General features: G+C 37.5%; 21 protein-coding genes and 1 pseudogene. 9 read left to right on the top strand and 13 right to left on the bottom strand.

Annotation, left to right across the window (positions count from 1 at the left end):
• The first annotated feature begins 43 nt into the window (after positions 1 to 43).
• The 5 genes and pseudogenes from AN486_RS01550 (at position 44) to AN486_RS01530 (ending at position 3,954) form a co-directional block, all read left to right on the top strand.
• On the top strand, positions 44 to 934 hold the full coding sequence (locus AN486_RS01550) for an McrB family protein (protein WP_233455455.1): 891 nt from the start codon (positions 44 to 46) through the stop codon (positions 932 to 934).
• Complete coding sequence (locus tag AN486_RS01545; RefSeq protein ID WP_168635869.1) at positions 888 to 1,499, top strand: hypothetical protein; 612 nt, start codon at positions 888 to 890, stop codon at positions 1,497 to 1,499. The genes AN486_RS01550 and AN486_RS01545 overlap by 47 nt, the downstream gene beginning before the upstream one ends.
• Positions 1,496 to 2,047 (top strand): hypothetical protein, encoded by a 552-nt coding sequence (locus tag AN486_RS01540; protein WP_051155249.1) that lies wholly within the window; start codon positions 1,496 to 1,498, stop codon positions 2,045 to 2,047. Before AN486_RS01545 ends, AN486_RS01540 begins: the two co-directional genes overlap by 4 nt.
• Before the next feature lie 115 nt (positions 2,048 to 2,162).
• Positions 2,163 to 2,352, top strand: a pseudogene (locus AN486_RS01535) (hypothetical protein).
• Positions 2,353 to 2,478: 126 nt separating this feature from the next.
• Positions 2,479 to 3,954: an ABC transporter permease subunit gene (locus tag AN486_RS01530; RefSeq protein ID WP_053540878.1), complete on the top strand. Its 1,476-nt coding sequence runs from the start codon at positions 2,479 to 2,481 to the stop codon at positions 3,952 to 3,954.
• Positions 3,955 to 4,261: 307 nt separating this feature from the next.
• Here AN486_RS01530 and AN486_RS01525 read toward each other — a convergent pair whose 3' ends face one another.
• Positions 4,262 to 4,837, bottom strand: coding sequence for a thermonuclease family protein (locus AN486_RS01525; protein WP_039199637.1), 576 nt, complete (start codon positions 4,835 to 4,837; stop codon positions 4,262 to 4,264).
• Between the two features lie 65 nt (positions 4,838 to 4,902).
• Between AN486_RS01525 and AN486_RS01520 the strand changes: the two genes are divergently transcribed.
• Positions 4,903 to 5,127 carry a hypothetical protein gene (locus AN486_RS01520; protein WP_081981308.1) on the top strand — a complete coding sequence of 75 codons (225 nt, stop codon included), beginning with the start codon at positions 4,903 to 4,905 and terminating at the stop codon, positions 5,125 to 5,127.
• Between the two features lie 121 nt (positions 5,128 to 5,248).
• Here AN486_RS01520 and AN486_RS01515 read toward each other — a convergent pair whose 3' ends face one another.
• Positions 5,249 to 6,043, bottom strand: coding sequence for an RNA methyltransferase (locus AN486_RS01515; protein WP_039199638.1), 795 nt, complete (start codon positions 6,041 to 6,043; stop codon positions 5,249 to 5,251).
• Positions 6,044 to 6,282: 239 nt separating this feature from the next.
• On the opposite strand from AN486_RS01515, the gene AN486_RS01510 reads away from it, so the two are divergent.
• Complete coding sequence (locus AN486_RS01510; RefSeq protein ID WP_290598849.1) at positions 6,283 to 7,551, top strand: 6-carboxytetrahydropterin synthase; 1,269 nt, start codon at positions 6,283 to 6,285, stop codon at positions 7,549 to 7,551.
• 114 nt (positions 7,552 to 7,665) lie between these two features.
• Here the strand turns inward: AN486_RS01510 and AN486_RS26585 are convergent, their stop codons facing one another.
• From AN486_RS26585 to AN486_RS01455, 11 genes are all read right to left on the bottom strand, one after another.
• Positions 7,666 to 7,758, bottom strand: a complete 93-nt coding sequence (locus AN486_RS26585; RefSeq protein WP_367142411.1) for a type II toxin-antitoxin system YoeB family toxin — start codon at positions 7,756 to 7,758, stop codon at positions 7,666 to 7,668.
• A gap of 22 nt (positions 7,759 to 7,780) precedes the next feature.
• Positions 7,781 to 8,071 carry a type II toxin-antitoxin system Phd/YefM family antitoxin gene (locus AN486_RS01500; protein WP_168635872.1) on the bottom strand — a complete coding sequence of 97 codons (291 nt, stop codon included), beginning with the start codon at positions 8,069 to 8,071 and terminating at the stop codon, positions 7,781 to 7,783.
• A 140-nt stretch (positions 8,072 to 8,211) separates the two neighbouring features.
• Positions 8,212 to 8,640, bottom strand: a complete 429-nt coding sequence (locus AN486_RS01495; RefSeq protein WP_168465443.1) for a type II toxin-antitoxin system VapC family toxin — start codon at positions 8,638 to 8,640, stop codon at positions 8,212 to 8,214.
• The gene (locus tag AN486_RS01490; protein ID WP_168635873.1) at positions 8,637 to 8,867 is read right to left on the bottom strand and encodes a type II toxin-antitoxin system VapB family antitoxin; all 231 of its coding nucleotides are present in this window, start codon (positions 8,865 to 8,867) and stop codon (positions 8,637 to 8,639) included. The genes AN486_RS01495 and AN486_RS01490 overlap by 4 nt, the downstream gene beginning before the upstream one ends.
• 32 nt (positions 8,868 to 8,899) lie before the next feature.
• Positions 8,900 to 9,877 (bottom strand): PrsW family intramembrane metalloprotease, encoded by a 978-nt coding sequence (locus AN486_RS01485; protein ID WP_168635874.1) that lies wholly within the window; start codon positions 9,875 to 9,877, stop codon positions 8,900 to 8,902.
• Positions 9,870 to 10,790: a class I SAM-dependent methyltransferase gene (locus AN486_RS01480; RefSeq protein WP_168635875.1), complete on the bottom strand. Its 921-nt coding sequence runs from the start codon at positions 10,788 to 10,790 to the stop codon at positions 9,870 to 9,872. The genes AN486_RS01485 and AN486_RS01480 overlap by 8 nt, the downstream gene beginning before the upstream one ends.
• A gap of 111 nt (positions 10,791 to 10,901) precedes the next feature.
• Positions 10,902 to 11,585, bottom strand: a complete 684-nt coding sequence (locus AN486_RS01475) for a Crp/Fnr family transcriptional regulator (RefSeq protein ID WP_290598843.1) — start codon at positions 11,583 to 11,585, stop codon at positions 10,902 to 10,904.
• 130 nt (positions 11,586 to 11,715) lie between these two features.
• Positions 11,716 to 13,020, bottom strand: a complete 1,305-nt coding sequence (gene iscB, locus AN486_RS01470; protein WP_290598841.1) for an RNA-guided endonuclease IscB — start codon at positions 13,018 to 13,020, stop codon at positions 11,716 to 11,718.
• Between the two features lie 612 nt (positions 13,021 to 13,632).
• Positions 13,633 to 14,766, bottom strand: coding sequence for a HetZ-related protein 2 (locus AN486_RS01465; protein WP_290598838.1), 1,134 nt, complete (start codon positions 14,764 to 14,766; stop codon positions 13,633 to 13,635).
• Between the two features lie 699 nt (positions 14,767 to 15,465).
• Positions 15,466 to 15,813: a carbon dioxide-concentrating mechanism protein CcmK gene (locus AN486_RS01460; RefSeq protein WP_039199651.1), complete on the bottom strand. Its 348-nt coding sequence runs from the start codon at positions 15,811 to 15,813 to the stop codon at positions 15,466 to 15,468.
• Between the two features lie 87 nt (positions 15,814 to 15,900).
• Entirely contained in the window at positions 15,901 to 16,212 is a 312-nt protein-coding gene (locus AN486_RS01455) for a carbon dioxide-concentrating mechanism protein CcmK (RefSeq protein ID WP_053540890.1), read from the bottom strand.
• Positions 16,213 to 16,355: 143 nt separating this feature from the next.
• Here AN486_RS01455 and AN486_RS01450 point away from each other — a divergent pair, with 143 nt between their 5' ends.
• Both AN486_RS01450 and AN486_RS01445 read left to right on the top strand, forming a co-directional pair.
• Positions 16,356 to 17,243, top strand: a complete 888-nt coding sequence (locus AN486_RS01450) for an alpha/beta hydrolase (RefSeq protein ID WP_053540891.1) — start codon at positions 16,356 to 16,358, stop codon at positions 17,241 to 17,243.
• 324 nt (positions 17,244 to 17,567) lie between these two features.
• The gene (locus tag AN486_RS01445) at positions 17,568 to 17,906 is read left to right on the top strand and encodes a hypothetical protein (RefSeq protein ID WP_053540892.1); all 339 of its coding nucleotides are present in this window, start codon (positions 17,568 to 17,570) and stop codon (positions 17,904 to 17,906) included.
• Positions 17,907 to 18,156 lie beyond the last annotated feature (250 nt).

The raw sequence follows: 18,156 nt of genomic DNA, 5'->3' as shown, positions 1-18,156 counted from the left end.
TTTGCATTGAGTTTTAATAGTTGCTTATCAGGTGTCCGCAATCATGAATCAACCCATTCAAAAAATTATCTTCGGTAGCCCTGGAACTGGCAAAAGTTACAGAATTGTTACCGAGATTATCCCTAATGATTTAGATATAGGTAAAGAAAATCCAGAAAACATCATTAAGACAGTTTTTCATCCAGAATATACTTATGGGGATTTCATGGGTAAGTTAGTGCCAATTACCAAGTCTGGTAAAGTAGAGTACAACTATTATGAAGGACATTTTCTAAAAGCCCTATCTCAAGCTTATAAAAATATAAAAGATGCCTACGATAAAGAAGGTAAACAAATCAACCAACCCAAAAATGTTGCTCTTGTTATTGATGAAATAAATCGGGGTAATTCTTCCGCGATATTTGGTACTGTTTTTCAACTTTTAGATAGAGATAAAGATGGTTGGTCAAGTTATGGAATTAATATAACTACTATCGAATTTTTCAAGCTATTAGAATTGGTAGGAACTAAATTTGGTTATGATGAAAGAGGAAATATCAATAGTTATAAGCTACAACCTTATGAAGAAGTAGCTAAATTAGAAACATTACAAAAGAAAATTGAATTTTTAAATTTTGATTTGGTAAACAGAAGCATTAAAATTCCACCTAATCTTTCTATTCTGGCGACTATGAACACTTCTGATAATTCGATTTATTTCATGGACAGTGCCTTTAAGCGTCGTTGGGATTGGGAGTTTGTAAACTGGGATCATAGCAAGCCTCTTAAGGCTACCTATGGAAAAGATGGAGTTTTAAACGAACAAGAATGGAGAAATCTTATTACAAAACTTAACACCTTCATCAAAAAATACCATGACTCAATTAGGGGAATTGAAGACAAACAAATTGGGTATTACTTCATCAAAGATTCAGTTAGGAAACCGCAAAGCTAATGGTGGATCTGCACGTTGGAATCAATGGGTTTACTGCACAAATTCCAATATTTCTAAATCTTCAGGAAAAGTAGCCGAAAAATTTCAATGGGATGAACTGTTTTGCATTGAATTTGATTTAAATGATGGAACATTAGTTTACCAACAACCCAAGTATAATAAGTTTGAAAAACGAAATAGAAGTCAAGCATTACGTCGTTTTATCCGTCCTGATTTAATTATAGAATCGAATACTAAAAAAATTGACAATAATGTTATAGAGGGTAATTTCATCAAAATAATTGATTATAAAGATGTACCATTAAAGTTTTATAAAAATAAAAAACTAGCTCCAAAATCAGCGAACAAATATCATTTAGATATCATCAAGCAACTTACATACGAATATGCTCTCCAGCAAACACACGAGGTTTCTGCAAGTGAGTTTTTTATTCCTTATTACTATAATGTAGAACCATCTAATCCATTAGGTGAATTGGAACAAAAACTAAACCTAAATGGTATAGTAATTTTTAGGGCAAATTTCTCTTTAATACAAAATATTTATTTAGAAGATAATCTATGAATTTTGAGTCAGATATAATTGGAATCCGATCTACAGATACAGCCTTTGAGAGTCTTTATATTCCTTTTATATCTTTTGCTAACCAGAAGCAAAAGAAGGCTGTAGAAAATTACATAATTTGGCAAGCGGATAAATTTTTCAAGAAAATCGAAAAAATCAATCCTGCTGTTATTAATAGAACTCAATTACCGTATTCAAAACTTATTACAGAAAAAGATTTTCAAGATTCCAAAAGAATTGAAATAAACTATTTTTATAAAAACTTCTTTCATGACTTAGAACGAGATTCTGATGGTAAATTAAAATTAAAAATAAAATGGAGTATCACTTTTGATGAAGAATGCACTCCAATTAAGTTGGTAAGTTTTCGGAAAGATTATCGTGGTTATGATCCTAAGCCTAACGATTTTTCCGATAAAGACGTGCAAGGCCGTCCACATCGAAAATACGGTACTATAGAAATTAATGGAGAACCAGTATTTTACTATATTTATTTCACAATTCAGGAAATATTAGATGTGGTAAAAGAAATACCTCACTTATACTGAATATATTAACTTGGCAATATACTTTTCATAATTTACTGGCAATTTTAATATAAAATTGCTTGATGCAAACAGCAGAACCAGTTACCAATTTTGAAAATGCTTTAACTTATCCCGCATTTACACAACTCATTGCTCTTTGAACTCCTTAAGAGAACGCGATTGGGAAGCTTTAACTTTTAACTTCACTATTTGATAGAGACGATAGCGATGAAATTGAAGACGAGATTAAAAGCAAATTGGTTTGGTTAGTACCCGAACCCTGTTGGGAGGATAATCCTTTTGAGTTCTTGCGTGAATTTTTATAAAAATTCAAAACAGAGAAGATACATATCTTAACTTTCTTCATTCTCTTTTAGTTCATATAATCTATGACTTTGTTGTAGTCTTGTGAATGAACTACTCTAAGTGCAGATGATGCGACCGAGGGGGAGATGGTAAGATTTGATTTTAGTCGGTTGTGTGTGCTTATTGTCTTAATTTGTGGTTTATTGGCTGGTTGTAGTGGAAATTATCGCGGAAATTACATTCTCCGAGTAGCTACTGAACCAGCATTTCCGCCTTTTGAGTTTCAAAGTAAAGGTGGAGAGTTAGCAGGGTTTTCAATTGATTTAATGAGAGCAATAGCGACTGCTGCTAATTTTCGGGTAGAATTTCAGAGTATACCTTTTGATGGCATTATTCCCGCACTGCAAGCTAAAACTATAGATGGGGCGATTAGTTCCATTACTATTACCCCAGAGAGGGCGAAGACAGTGGCTTTTTCTCGTCCCTATTTTAAAGCAGGTTTGGCCATAGCTATTCGTGCAGATAATCAAAATATTACAGGCTTTGACAGTCTCCAAAATAAAAAAATTGCTGTTCAAATTGGCACAACCGGCGCAGAAAAGGCTAAAAGTGTGATTGGGGCGGAAGTTCGCAGTTTTGACTCTGCACCATTAGCCCTCCAAGAATTACAAAATGGCAATGTAGATGCAGTTATTAATGATGCACCTGTAACTTTATATGCTATTAATACAGGTAATTTGCAAGGAATCAAAGTTATAGAACAATTACTAACTGAGGAATTTTATGGAATTGCAACTGCTAAAAATTCTCCTTATTTATCTTTAATTAATCAAGGTTTAACAAAGGTATTACAAAACGGTAACTATGAGCAAATTTACCAAAAATGGTTTAAATCTACACCGCCAATATTACCAGAAACATTACCATTCATAAAAAACAACACAACTAGATTAAATTCTTTTATTGTATTTTGGCAATCTTTGCCAACTTTATTAACGGGTGTATTGGTAACATTACAATTAGCATTTATATCAGGTTTATGTGGTTTAACTAGCGGTTCTCTAATTGGGATAATTCGGCTTTCTCATATTAAACCTTTGCGGTTTTTAGCCAGGGCTTATATAGATTTTTTCCGAGGAACGCCGTTATTGGTACAGATATTTATGATTTACTTTGGCTTACCAGCAATTTCTCAAGAGATGGGTTTTACTTTGACTTTAAATCGTCTTGCGGCTGGAGTAATTGCGTTAAGTTTAAATAGTGCAGCTTATATTGCGGAAATTGTGCGTGGAGGAATTCAATCTATTGAAATTGGACAATCAGAAGCAGCCAAATCACTCGGTTTAAATTCTGTGCAAACTATGACTTATGTGATTTTTCCTCAAGCATTACGCCGCATGATACCACCTTTAGGTAATGAGTTTATTAGTTTATTGAAAGATACTAGTTTAGTTGCTGTAATTGGGTTTGAGGAATTATTTAGAAAAGGACAATTAATTGTTTCAGAAAATTATCGCGCTTTTGAAGTTTATGCGGCTGTGGCTGTAATTTATTTGTGTTTAACTCTGATTTCTTCCCAACTTTTTAGCCGATTAGAAATATGGATGAATCCAAGTAAGTAGCTTGGCGTTAAAAATTCTCACTATAGCAAGGCAATAGGCAATAGTAAAGAAGTTTTCAGCGATTTTACCAGCAATTCTCATTTTAAGGTTTCATGACATTTAAACCCTTAAATTCATAGGGTTTTACAATTCTTAACAAATCCGGGGATAGCGAAGCGCTGCTGCAAGCAGTTCGCCGAAATGGCGCAAACTCGTTTCAAAATGAGAATTGCTGCGATTTTACGTTTCTTTACACAGTTTGGTTTTATTGTATTAACCTACTTATACACTTGAGGGTAGAGTCAATCCAAAATCGAGTGACATTCCACTAATCTCTAATTTGTCTTTTTATTTTCCGATAATCCCAAGGGTCAACAAATTTTTTATCACTCCAAACCCCAATTTTTTGCTGTTGCGCTTGTGCTTCGGCTTGTTGTACTATGTCCTTGCTCGGACATTTACTTAAATAAGAACGATATACTTTAGCCAATCCTTCTCTTAGCAAAACTTGCTGTAAAAAAGTGCCATCTTTTAAACGCACCTCTGCAATTTTTCTGCCATAGCTATCGCTGTCTGTGATATTTAACTGTACACGATTATCTGTTTGCTTGATCAGTTCCTCTATCCGTATTTTTGCTTTCATCCCCCAAACAAACTGACTTACATCTTTAGTAATTTTACTCTTTTTTTCTTTCTGAGAATGGGGTATTTCTGGAGCATCAATACAAGCAAACCGCACTGTGAACTTTTGACCATCAGCATTTTTCAACACTAATGTGTCACCATCACTGACTCTCTCAACCAGATTACCTTGAGGGGCAAACAAGTTATCGCACGCCATTAAACTCAAGGCAATGGTAGCTGTACCCAGCCAAATTAACCCTTGTTTTACAAATTTATTCATCTTCATACAGAAGGTTGGATTAGTCACTGCAACTCATCATTACATACATCAATCATGATTCTCTTATGAAGATTATGAAGCCTATTAAAGACTCTCAAAGCAATTCTGTTGATCAAGATATTGAGGAATTCCTCAATCAGTTAGAAGATATTGTTCTAAATCATTCCATATCAGATACAAGTAATTCTACAAACCAAGAAAGCAGTGAGAATACTCATACTTTTGATCTAGCCGCTTGGGAAGATGCAATTGCTGATATTGAACAGTATTTAGAGCAAAAAAACAAATAGGAATCAGGACTCAGGAGGAAGAAATAATATTAAATCTGGAAAAGTAACCGATAAATGAACGGTTTCAAAGCTGATTTCTTACACCTAATTCACCTTTTCAACCCGAAAACTCTTGATTTACTCAGGTTTTCGGCTTATCCAGCATTTTCTGCCTTTGAGCTTCATATAACATTAAAGCAGCAGTGATCCCTACATTCAAAGATTCTACTCCAGGACTGAGGGGAATTTTCACCTGGATATCCGCTAATGCGGCTAAATCCGCTGATAATCCTGCCCCTTCGTTACCCAATAATATTAAACTAGGTTTACGCCAATCTACTTGCCAATAGGTTGAATCGGCATTAGGTAAGGTAGCTATTACTTGCATTCCTGCTTGCTGACTTTGCCGAACTGTGGTTTTCAAATCTGCACTTACAGCCATGTTTAAGCGAAACCATTGTCCAGCAGAAGCTCGTAAAACCTTGGGATTATCTAAATCTACACTATCTTCACTTAACCACAAACCTGATGCACCTGCGGCTGCGGCTGTGCGAATCATAGTTCCTAAGTTACCAGGATCTTGGACAGTTTCTAAGGCCAGAACTAAGCCAGTGAAAGGAATTTGTCTTGGTTGTGCCTCTCGTTGAGCGATAGCTACTATACCATCAGGATTGACAGTTGTAGCCATTGCTGCTAGAACTTCTGGACTGACAATTTCCACCCGATAGCACTGACTACAAATCACTTCCCATAGTTGGTAATGTGTATCATGCCATTGCGAAGTACAACATACCGCATCTAAGGGATAGGAAACCGCACAAGCTTCCTCCAGCAAATGCGTTCCTTCCAATAAAAATAGTTGTTGCTTATTTCTCTCCTTTGTGGAGTGCAACTTGCGGATTTGTTTAACTAAAGAATTTTGTAAACTTGTGATCACAATCTTAGATTTTAAATTTCGGATTTGAGATTAATCCAAAATTGATATGCGGAACCCCGGACTTGAACCCGTTCGTTAATCTCAACCTCTGATTATAGCGTTACTTGTATTTACTCAACTGCCAAGTATTTTCGGAAAATTGAGCAACCGGAAAATTCAGCGATCGCTAGGTAACAAATTGGTTTATGCTGTAAATAGTCAAAGTTTAAGAAATATTAAATTCTCTTCCCAGTATACTCATGCAATGTATTGTTAATCGCCGCGATCAGTTTTCAGCAGTTGGTCGGTATTGGTTCCCCGAACTGAGTGAAATCGAGAATTTAGAAAAATTTGGTGCTTACTCGAAATTTCCTGGACATGGACATAACTATGTCTTGTTCATCTCTATGATTGGGGAATTAGATGAGTATGGGATGGTACTAAATCTGTCCGATGTGAAGCACGTCATCAAAGAGGAAGTTACCGGTCAACTAGATTTTTCCTATCTCAATGATGTGTGGACAGAATTTCAACAAACTCTCCCCACGACGGAAAATATGGCGCGAGTGATTTGGGAACGGTTAGCACCCCATTTACCTTTGGTGCGCGTCCAGTTATTTGAACATCCTCAACTTTGGGCAGATTATCAGGGAGAGGGAAAACAAGCTAATTTAACTATCAGAACTCATTTTAGTGCTGCTCACCGCCTAGCGCCCAACCTCAGTGCTGATAAATATGGTAGATGTACTCAGACTCACGGACATAATTATCATCTAGAGATGACTGTGGCAGGGGAAATAGACTCCCGTACGGGCATGATTGTGGATGTAGCTGCTTTAAATCGAGTGGTGGAAGATTATGTGGTGAAAATATTTGATCACTCTTGTGTAAATGAGGATATTCCTTATTTTGCCGATATTGTCCCCACGACAGAGAATATTTCCCGTTACATTCATGGTCTTTTAGAATCGCCCATTGATGGATTAGGGGTGAAGCTATCCAACGTTAAACTGTTTGAAAGTCATCAACTGTGGGCAGATTATTCGGGTCAGGATATGGAGGGGTATTTGAGTATTAGCACTCATTTTAGCTCTGCTCATAGATTGGCACACCCTGATTTAAGTTTGGCCAAAAACACGGAAATTTATGGTAAATGCGCCCGTGTAAATGGACATGGACATAATTATCAATTAGAAGTGACCATAAAAGGGGATATTGACTCCTCTACGGGTATGGTGATTGATTTGGGGGCTTTAAATCAGATAATTACAGATTATGTGATTGAGCCATTTGATCATACTTTCTTAAATAAGGATGTTGCTTTCTTTAATCAAGTTGTGCCGACTGCGGAAAATATTGCTCTTTATATTAGTAATACTTTGCGATCGCCTATTCAAGACTTAGGTGCAACTCTTTACAAAGTTAAATTGGTGGAAAGTCCCAATAATGCTTGCGAAATCTATGCGGCTGATTCTGAATCAATATCTGTTAATACAGCAGTAAGTCAACCAGTATTGGCAATAGTTTAAACCTATCCAGATCCTCAACTTCCTTGAGAAGTCGGGGATCTATTTTGATTCATAATGATAACGAGCTTGTAAAAAATAAACTTTATTTTCTATGACTTTATAAACCAAACGATGTTATAAATCAATGCGTCGTGACCAAGTATCAGGAACAATATATTTAAGAGGTTCAGGTTTACCTAAGCCCGTAAACGGTTGACCATCAAGAATATCAGCTACTAAATCTAATATCTTATCCCCTTTTTTGCATTCCTAACTCCTCTTTTAATTCAGCTAATGTTTGAGGAGTTTCTATTGTTGTTTGAGTCCATTCTAAAGCCCGAAATAAACGTTTAGCGTTTTCAGGTGATCTTAATAAATAAACACACTCTAATAAACTGGAAAGTTCATCTTCGGCAATTAACGCCACATTTTTCTGATTACGACGTTTAATTACTATAATTTCCCGTTGGTCACACACCTGATATAAGATAGTTGCTAAATTCAACTTTGCTTGCGAGTAAGTGGTTTCTTTGCTTAACATTCTCTTTTTTAATAAGTTTTACAACTATATTGTACAACATAGGAACTCAAAGCTAGTTAATCAGATCATTATTTGGTTAGTAAAAATATATTTGGATATTTTATGCGAACTGCAAAAAGCCGTCTTCAGGATTATAAAATTCACTCAAGATTGTAAGGATTGATAATTTTAACTGGTGTCATTTTAAAATCATCAATATTGCGAGTAACTAAAGTCAATTTATGATAATGCGCTGTTGCGGCAATCAGACTATCCATTACGGCTAATTTTTTACCTTTCAATTCTGCATTTGCAGAAAATTTTGCCCAATTATCTAAAATATCATCATGTATCGGTAAAACACGGGAATAAAATTCAATTTCTACTTTTTGCAGCCATATTTTTAGTTTTTGATATCGTTCAGGTTGTGAGTTTTGGATTTTATAAATCCCTTTTTTTATTTCAGCGATGGTAATACTACTTAAAAATAGCTGTTCCATTGGTTGCTGATTAAACCATTGACTAACTTGGGGGTTGGGAGCTTTTTTAACAAACTCAGACATTACACAAGTATCAATTAGATAAGTCATAGTTCAAAATTCCTGCCTGTGTCTTGATCACGTTCAAACAATGAGGCGATATCATCTTCGGCAGATTCATCATCTATAAAACGTAATCGCTCAAATAAAGGCAGTTCCTTTTTTTGTTGCTGCAAGTAGTTGGATAATATGTTGATGACTGCTTCCTGTGCATTTTCATAGTGACTGACTGCGATAATTTCATTAATTAATTCATCATCTATTGTGATCATGGTCATTGTTTTATTCTCCGTTCTTTTCATAATGCTAATTATCGGTTAAACAAATACCGACGACCGGCTAAACTGCGTAAATAGCGATAAATTAACCAAGCTAAAAGTCCTAACCCAAAATTGAATAATAGTTCTTGGACTATAAACCAGAAAATTTTCGGATCAAACCAAAGTTCCCACCGCAAAGGACTAATTTTTCTGGAGAGAATCAATAATCCAAATAGAGAATTTCCGCCTAGTGATAGGATTGACAATACTAAACATCTTTGCCAAGTGCGGACTGAGGATGTACGTCCAGAAATTAACTCTAAAGGATGTTTTTTCTGGAGTTTTCGCAGTAGTTGTTCTAACCGCCAAAACATCCATAATAGTACAGGAAATAAACAATAAATGAGTAAATTTGTGGGTCGTGAAAACCTCACAGAAATAGATAAAATATTGACTAAAGCATGAAAGAAAACAGAATTTAACCAAGCAATAAAAATTAAATGCCGATGGCGATTAAACCTTTTACTGGCAGAAATGTATATTGCTAAAGCATATCCCCAAGGAGCAGAAAACATGGCATGGACTGGTGTACCAATGCTACGGTCGAGAATGGAAGATGTGCCGTGATATAAATAAATCCAGGTTTCTTCCGCTGTGAAACCTAAAGCTACGGCTATGGTAAACAAAAAAACTGTGGTAGCTCGGAGATGATACTGACGTTGTAGATAGGAAATGGGCAGAATAACTGCTACTAATTTACAACCTTCTTCAATGGGAGCGATCGCTAATATTTGCCGGAAAACGACCCCAGAAAAATGACGCTGGATCTGTTGCCAGTCTAAAACTCGGTTAGCCACATTTTCCATAGCCCATTCTAAGCCCAGAGCAGCAAAACCAGAGATAGCGCCAATAATGAACAAAACCCATAAATTGAACCAAGGTGGGGCAGCAGGAGTTCTGCGGTAATAAAACCACAAAAACAGCAGGGGGGGGATAACTGCCCACAACACTAAATATAAATTAGCCACTCACCTGAGCAATGATAGTACGGTGACGAGGACTATTGCTAGTAATAGAAGGAGGTTGGAAACCTGCCCCAATTAAGGCTTGTTCAATATCCAAACTGAAATATTCATCTAAATAAGGTTCGGTACTTTTAAGCAACGTCAAAATATAAGTTGGCATTTTTTTGTAAATTTCCGATTTGGGATTCATGTCCATAATTGCTAGGTGTCCACCGGGACGCAAAATACGTCTAGCTTCAGCAAAAATCTGGTGAGTTGCTGATTGAGGTAATTCATGACACATCAAAAAAATCGAAGCTAAATCAAAGGAAGCATCTGCTATGCCTGTAGATTCTGCTTGACTATGTACCCAGTTAATTTGGGTTTGACGTTCTTGGCTACGATAGTTAGCCACAGCTAAGAAGTAAGGGGATAAGTCTAAACCGGTAATTTTGGCGTGGGGATAAACTGCCTGTAGGGCAAAGGTACTCATGCCGACGCTACACCCTAAGTCTATAACATCTTGTGGCTGCTCAGAAATAGAATTTTTGAGGATATCGTGAAAGCTTTGGCGAAGTTTTGCGTCACCTTGATTTTCCGGTTTCTGCCAAATCCTAGAGTGGACAGCATGAGCCGCAGATTCTACTTCAAAAGCAGCTTGCCAACTGAGATTTCCGGTTTCATAGGCGTGGAATGAGGTGACGTAGTAATCTGGGTAGTTTAGCTGCGGATTTTGGACTTGCGCTAAATCGCTTCCCCAATCACGGGTTTGCAGTTTCTCTACTTCCTTTGTCCAAAATACACCAATTTTTTCAGCCCGTTTAATCATCATTTGTCTAGCTCGGTGTTTAGCAAGATTAGCTACGGGTTTAATGGCTAAGATGCTATTGACGAAACGGGATGCTAAATCAGGTTCGGTCTTGATGGTAGTAGTCATAAATCAATTTTCTCTGGAACACTCTTTTTAACTTATGACATATTGGCTGGATTTGAGTCTATATCTGGCTAAATTTAGTATTTTCTCAAGTATTTTTACTCTGCCGAAAGATTAGATCTTGCTGGCTAAAACCGCGAGTTGTGTATAGTTAATCAGATTAATGGTGTTGTTAGCAGTATCAATTTTAATCCATTCCTTTTCAGAGAGTTTTTCCATGATTTTGGTTGTTTCTTCCAAGGTGATTTCTGTCACCTCTGCCAAATCTTTCAGGGGAATGTTAAAAATTTTCTGGACTTGTTCTGATTCTTGACTATAACTATCGGTTAAACTTATTAAGGTATGGGCAAGTTTAACCGCAGGTGGTGACAAGCGCATTTGTAGCCGCAGATTAATTTGACGAATTCTGCCTACCATCAGTTGCAGCATTCTATGATGTAAATGTGAGTCTTGAAACAGGATTTGAAGAAAGCTCTCCCTAGAAACACTTAGTAGTTTTACTTTGGAAAGGGAAACAACGTCCGTTGACCTGGGGAATTCATCTAAAACAGCCATTTCTCCAAAGAAATCACCTGGTCCTAAAATTGCTATGGTGAAGGATTCTTCTCCATGGGTGCGGCGAACTTTCACCCAACCGGAAACAATAAAGTAAACTGCATTACCCCAGGCATCTTCCATTAAAACAGCCCGTCCTGATGGGTAATCATGTTCAGTTGCTATATTCAGCAGCCATTCTCTGGTTTCTAGACTTGATGTACTTAGGAGTGGAAAAGTATCAATAATAATATCTTTTTTCATCTAAACCTCCAAGAGACCCCCACCAAAACTGTACTCAGTTTGGTGATGGGAGGAATGGAGGGTTAATTGTGAAATGTCCCTTGAGTAATTTTGTGCGCCAGCACAAACAATGAAAGGGACAGTTGAGCAATTAACAAATCTTTGATTTTCCATATTCGTAACCGTCCTTTTTGTGAATTGATTTACAGTATTTGTAAGAGATACCTTGAATCAGTCCAGATATTGTTGAGATATTGAAACTACCGCTAGTCCTCACCGCTACTCGTCCGATATATGCCCCAATCTTTTTACCTTTTGTGACAACAGCTTTCACAATGTCTCCGGTTTGAAAACCATTAACAAATTTGAACCGGGGGACATATCTAGAAGGAAAACCGTACTTGTCAGTTCGGCAAGATTGTCTAGTGCCGTGACCATTAGCTGTAATTAGCAATGGCTTAACACCTTTGATATTGAGAATTGGAGTTGATTGACCAACACAAGCTGCATCAATCCAGTGCGTTTTCTCTAGATTTTGCTGACTTCTATTAAACTTTGTTAACCCTCCTGAACCTGTTTCTACAGGTAATCCGGTTGCTTTGAAAACGAATAGTAATACCAAGCGAGTTGCGTTTACTGCCGCTGCATCCGCCAGTGGTCTTTTAGCTTGCTTCAAGATTTTTTCTAACTTTAAAGGGTCTTTTTTGAGGAAATCTTTGATGTCTTTCGTGCCTTTTTTAGTGTTACATTTTTCACAACTTAAAGTGAGATTTGTAATTGAATTACTACCACCCTTGGCTCGTGGATGAATATGCTCTACTTGAAAAGGAACGTCTTTCACTCCACAGTAGGCACATTGTCTACCCCACTTTTCTAGTAAGTATTCTCTGCTTTCGTAACCAGCTAAAGTTCCCTGTTGATATTCCTTACCTTGAATATCAGGATTAGCCATTAACTGCATATCAAAGCGTACTAGCTCTTGGCTAATATCCTCAATTGGTGCGAGTTTACGCAATCTTTCAACCCAAGTTTTAATATTCTCAACCCGACTTTGTAAGCTCGGTGCTAACCATCCTTCTGGGAGGTTTCTGTTTAAGAACCTTGGTTGTCTGTAACGAGTTTTTCTGGCACGTCTAGAACCTCTTAATTGTCTTCTAGGTCTTCTAGAGGTTAAAGCATCTCTAATTGCAAAGCCTCTATGTTTTAATTCAGCAGCAAATACAACCTCGCCAGTTGAATCGTTAACTAATGCCATTCCCGTGAATTTTGCACCAGGATCAATCTTTAGTCTTAGCGACGATACTGGGGAGTCAGGACAGGATTTTTTGAGAATAATTGTGAATGGAAACTGTCTAAATATTGCTGCTTTTTTGTTTCTCAATAACTGTCTAGCCTGTGCTGGATTAATTGGGTCTAGTGGTCTTTTTTTAGTGTCTAAAACAAATACTTTGGACATAATATTTTGCTCCGAAGAGCCTCCTTGCGGGTAATGTTAGCTTTGACAATGTTAGAGGTCGGTAACTATCTTAAAAGCACTGGTTTAACCCTTAAGCCTGTTTAACTTTGAAGTTCTAGAGCAGGGAACTAGCTACGCATCCCCTGGTAGGTCTTTAACTCTTACCTCTAACGTAGTTCGGTTAAGAACTGAGTCTGGTCAACTAGGCTTTTACAAGCCCTCACTTACCCGAAGGGAAGTGATGGGTGGTTGACGAATATATCTAAGGAAGGATGGTAAGTAGAAATCAGGGGGCAGTGGATAGGAATTTTTTCATTACCAATTACCAATTATCAATTATACCCAACATGACTTAATTATTTGATTCTCCAGTTAGGGGTAAAGCAAGAGCTAAACCCCTACAAATATAGGGTTTTCGTGATTTTACAAAAGTCCATGTCCCAACCGTTTTGAGTATACCTATAGGACTCCTATTTGATTTTTGATAGCCTGCGTGGCGTAGCCATACAAGACTCAGTAGGTATCAATTCTGTCTTTCCTGTTCCCAGTTAAGAGTTCCCTGTTCCCTGACCACACAAGTAAATTCACAGAATCAAACCGGATTCCTATATGTTAATTCTGAATTCTCAGAGTTTGGGCGGCAAGATAAATTTTTGTCCATTCACCTAGAACTTGATGATTTTTAAGTTGTAGTTGTTGGGCTATAGTTTCTATGGAGTTACCTGCTTTGCGGAGGTTGAGGATTTGTTGTCCTAGAGGGGTGATTTTTTCTGGAAGTTGTTGCCATTGGGTTTCTGTTAGCCCTAGATTATGTTCTTCTAGGGAAGTGGACAGCCAGTTATCAATCAGTTCTGGTTGACCTTTGATGGCAAAAACGCGGACGGCATGATAACTGAGTTTTTCCCGCAGACGATATACTTCTTTGATGGGTTTATGGAGTTGTTTGGCAATTTCTTCTTGGGATGTGCCTTGCAGATATAAGCGCAACCAATCTACTGCCTGTTGTCCAATATTTTCTAACAGGTATTGTTCAAATTTTTCCTGTACGAGTTGACGGTTGACTATTTGTTCTTCTAGGTGTTGGGTTTCTTGATATTGAGCGATCGCCTGATTATCAACTAAGTTCACTGGATTGTCGTTGTTTTCGGCGAGAATTTCCTCGGAAACAAGTTTCACTAATTCGCTGCTAGGTACTTGTGTTAAGCCTCCCCGCTGAATCCTTCGCAGGTAGTTAACAAAGCGGTATATTAAGATTGGTTGATTCCGAACTGGACGTAAACAATATTCTTCGATGCTGGCAAATAGTAATGTGTCCCGCAACCTTTTGTCCGTTGTTAATGCGGCAATGTGAGTCATTTGTTGTTGGATATATGAGTCACTTTGTATCAGGTCTTGGAGGACTTCTTGCAGGACATCAATAACGCTCCGTTGGCGATCGCGGCTGAGAGATATCCAAGTTTGAATTTTGTTTCTGACTGCCACTACACTACCCAATCGGCTAATCAGTTGACGATAAGCCTTCTCTCTGCCTATACCTAAATAACGTTTGTGCAGAATTCGCCACCGATATTCCATTGCTTGTTTAGCAATTTCTATTTCTTTTGGGTTAAGTAAATTAAACCTTTCTAAATCTACTCCCAAAAGCCAGTTAAGAATACTTTCTCTAGTAGTCTGACTTTGTTCTGGACATTCTGTACTTAGTCGCTGTTGCCAATATTGAGCTAGATTTGCCCCATCTTTTGTCATAGCAATATTGCACTCCTCGAAATTAGATTTAGCGATTTAGTAGCAGGTAATAACTCCTATTTAATTCGTTCAATAGACTGCAATACCAAATTAAGTAGGTTAGCATTGAAAATTGTCGTTATGGGAAGGCAAGAGGCAAGAGGCAAGAGGCAATAGGCAAGGGGTAATAGGCAAGGGGTAAGGGACTTCCAATAAAAAAATACCCAAAAATTTCTTGTGGTGCGGGACGAAAAGCCCGCTAATTATCAGGGACGGGCAGGATGCCCATCCCACAAAATTGGATAATTTATTTTTTGGTGTTCCCTAAGAGGCAAAAGGTAAAAGGCAAAAGGCAAAAGGCAAAAGTGAAGAAGCTTTGGGCGATTTTACTTTTATTTACACACTTTGGTTTTATTGTGTTCACCTACTTATAGGCTTTTGAACGATTGAGAATGGTGGGCTTACTTACGCCGTATTCTGCTAGTTAGGGAAAGAGGGAATAGGAGGTCACTTGATTTTGGATTGATTCCACCAAACCAGTGTAGAGGTTGAAAATTTGGAATTAACGTTAGCGAAGCGTACGCAGCGCAGCGAGTATTTTTCCGTCCTCAAGTACGGGTAATTATACCAAATTTTTGTAATCTAAAATCTAAAATCTAAAATTCCCGGTCATTACCCATTACCCATTACCTATTAACCATTACCAGCCGAATATACAAATTAGCCTCTAGCTGCACCAATGATGGGATTTTCCACAGAATCTCGATACTGTTGAACGTCTGCTGTGTAAGCAATTGGCAATACAGCTTCTACGTTTTCGTGGGGACGGGGAATAATTACCCAAGATTCGAGAGTACCACCATAAACTTTTTCTACAGCATCCACACCGGCTGCCATAGCGGCTTTGACTTCAGAAACATCACCACGAATATTGACGGTAAAGCGAGCGCTACCAACTCTGATATAACCAACGAGGGTAACTCGACCGGCTTTTACCATTGCGTCTGCTGCTGCGAGAACGGCGGGAAAACCCTTGGTTTCTAATGATCCAACAGCTTGTAGTGACATTTTAATCTCCTGTTATGAATATAAAGTTATCGGTTGCTACAAATTATTTTTATGAAGGAATACTTCAATTTTTGATAGCTAACTCTCTTAGAAAATACGGAAAGGTTCGGATTTGGAGGTGAAGTGGATAGGTAAAACTGTTTCCACATTTTCCGGGGGGTTGGGAATAATGTAGTGGGTAATAACCTCACCACCATAAACTTCTTCACCAGCAGTAATTCCAGCGGCTACGGCTGTTTGCACTTCCGCAACGTGGCCTCTGACAGCAACTATCATACGACCACTTTCGGCGATACCGTAATAGACAATGGTGACACCAGCGGCTTTAACCATTGCGTCTGCTGATGCTAAAACCGCAGGAAAACCTAATGTTTCAATTACGCCAACTGCCATTGGCATGGCTTGAATCTCCTACGTTTGGGATAACCGATTCTTATTTTACAAGAAAATGGGCGCCAAAGCCCCGGAATTAAAACCTAAAAATTTTTAGTTGATCACTAGGTATTGGTCATGGTGGTACGCACTGATGTACACTGGAATTTATGTTTCCAAGTTTTCTTCCTGCCGCCGTTGGTCAACTCACAGAACCAACATCCATCGCTTTGGCTCAAAATATCCAAAGTCAGGCGATTAGCACGTTTCTATCTAATGAATCCATTAATACCACTTATATCCAACAAGGTCACGGTGGTACACCGATTTTATTAATTCATGGTTTTGATAGTTCGGTGTTAGAATACCGCCGACTTTTGCCTCTATTGGCGGAAAAAAACGCAGTTTGGGCTGTAGATTTGTTGGGATTTGGTTTTACAGATAGATTACCGGGGATTGCTTACAGTGCGATCGCCATTAAAACCCATCTCCACTCGTTTTGGCAAACCCTGATTAACCAACCTGTGATTTTGGTGGGTGCATCAATGGGTGGGGCTGCGGCTATAGATTTTACCCTCACCTATCCAGAAGCAGTAAAACAACTGGTATTAATAGATAGTGCGGGATTAAAAGGTAATTCCCCATTAAGCAAATATATATTTCCACCTTTGGACTATTGGGCAACGGAATTTTTGCGGAATCCCAAAGTGCGTAAAAGTATTTGTCGAACTGCATACAAAAACCCTGATCTCATCTCTGAGGATGCTTTGTGTTGCGGAGAATTACACTTACAAATGCCTAATTGGACTCAAGCCTTAATTGCTTTTACCAAAAGTGGCGGTTATGGCGCTTTTAAATTTCCCCAACTTGCCCAAATTGAGCAACCAACTTTAATTTTATGGGGCGATAGTGATAAAATTTTGGGAACTGGGGATGCTCCCAAGTTTGCCAAAGCTATTCCCCAAAGTAAGCTAATTTGGATTAAAGATTGTGGACATATTCCTCATTTGGAACAACCGCAAATTGTCGCTCAACATATATTAGAATTTCGGAATTAATTTCATAATTAGACAACAAAAGCAAAAGGTATACTAAACACGGGTGAGATTTAAGGGACTACCAAGAAATAAATTGTCCCAAAAAATAATTTATGGTCATTCTAGAAATAAAAATAATCATGATTAGAGGAAATATTGCGGTTGCTGAGTTTAGGGCATAAAAAGCACATGAAAAGTCTACACTCAGAAAAAAGTAGCCGAGTGAGAAGTATGTCTATTTGAAATTATCAAGTGTTTAGTTGAAATGAAAAGTTAAGTTAAGTTTTTCCAAAACAGATATCAATAAACCAATTACCTAGATTCGGCAAAATTTCATCTGCAGAAATGTATTCTTCCCCAGATATTAATATCTTAAAAATGGAACAATACCAGCATATTCCTTTTTTAATGTTTGTTAATTCTAATGTCATGAGAATCTTTAAGAGTCCGACTTTTACAGAAGTAGCAAGATTGGACACGAAAAAGGTTTTAGAACATTATAATCCAAAAAGCATCGAAGGAATCATCTATCAATCTACTTTAATAACTTTAACTCAATCATGGTTAAGAGATTTAGCTTATCATTGGAAAAGTCAAACCCCTCCTTACATTGAGGAGATGAAGGAAATTGGCTTATTTACTCTTTTGTTTGATGGTACAACAGAGGAGTTAGAATTATTATGATTATTTATTTAGAAACTAATTCAATTATGGCAATTGCCAAAGGAAGAGACTTGAATTTCTAATCTGATTATAGCATGATATATTAAAAATAATTCTAGGAAATATGATAAAATGTAACAATACCTTGTCCAAATTAGAAAAAGCCTTGATTTGTAGCGACTGTCTTGATTGTCAAGCGATCGTTAAGGAAAAATTTAAAGTCTAGGAAAAAAGTCAGAAAATAGAGGAGAAAAACAGAACAGAACAAAAC

Source organism: Anabaena sp. AL93, assembly GCF_001672085.1.
GTDB lineage: Bacteria > Cyanobacteriota > Cyanobacteriia > Cyanobacteriales > Nostocaceae > Dolichospermum > Dolichospermum heterosporum.
The sequence above is the reverse complement of the archived record's forward strand: the minus strand, read 5'-3'. Positions and strand labels throughout refer to the sequence as shown.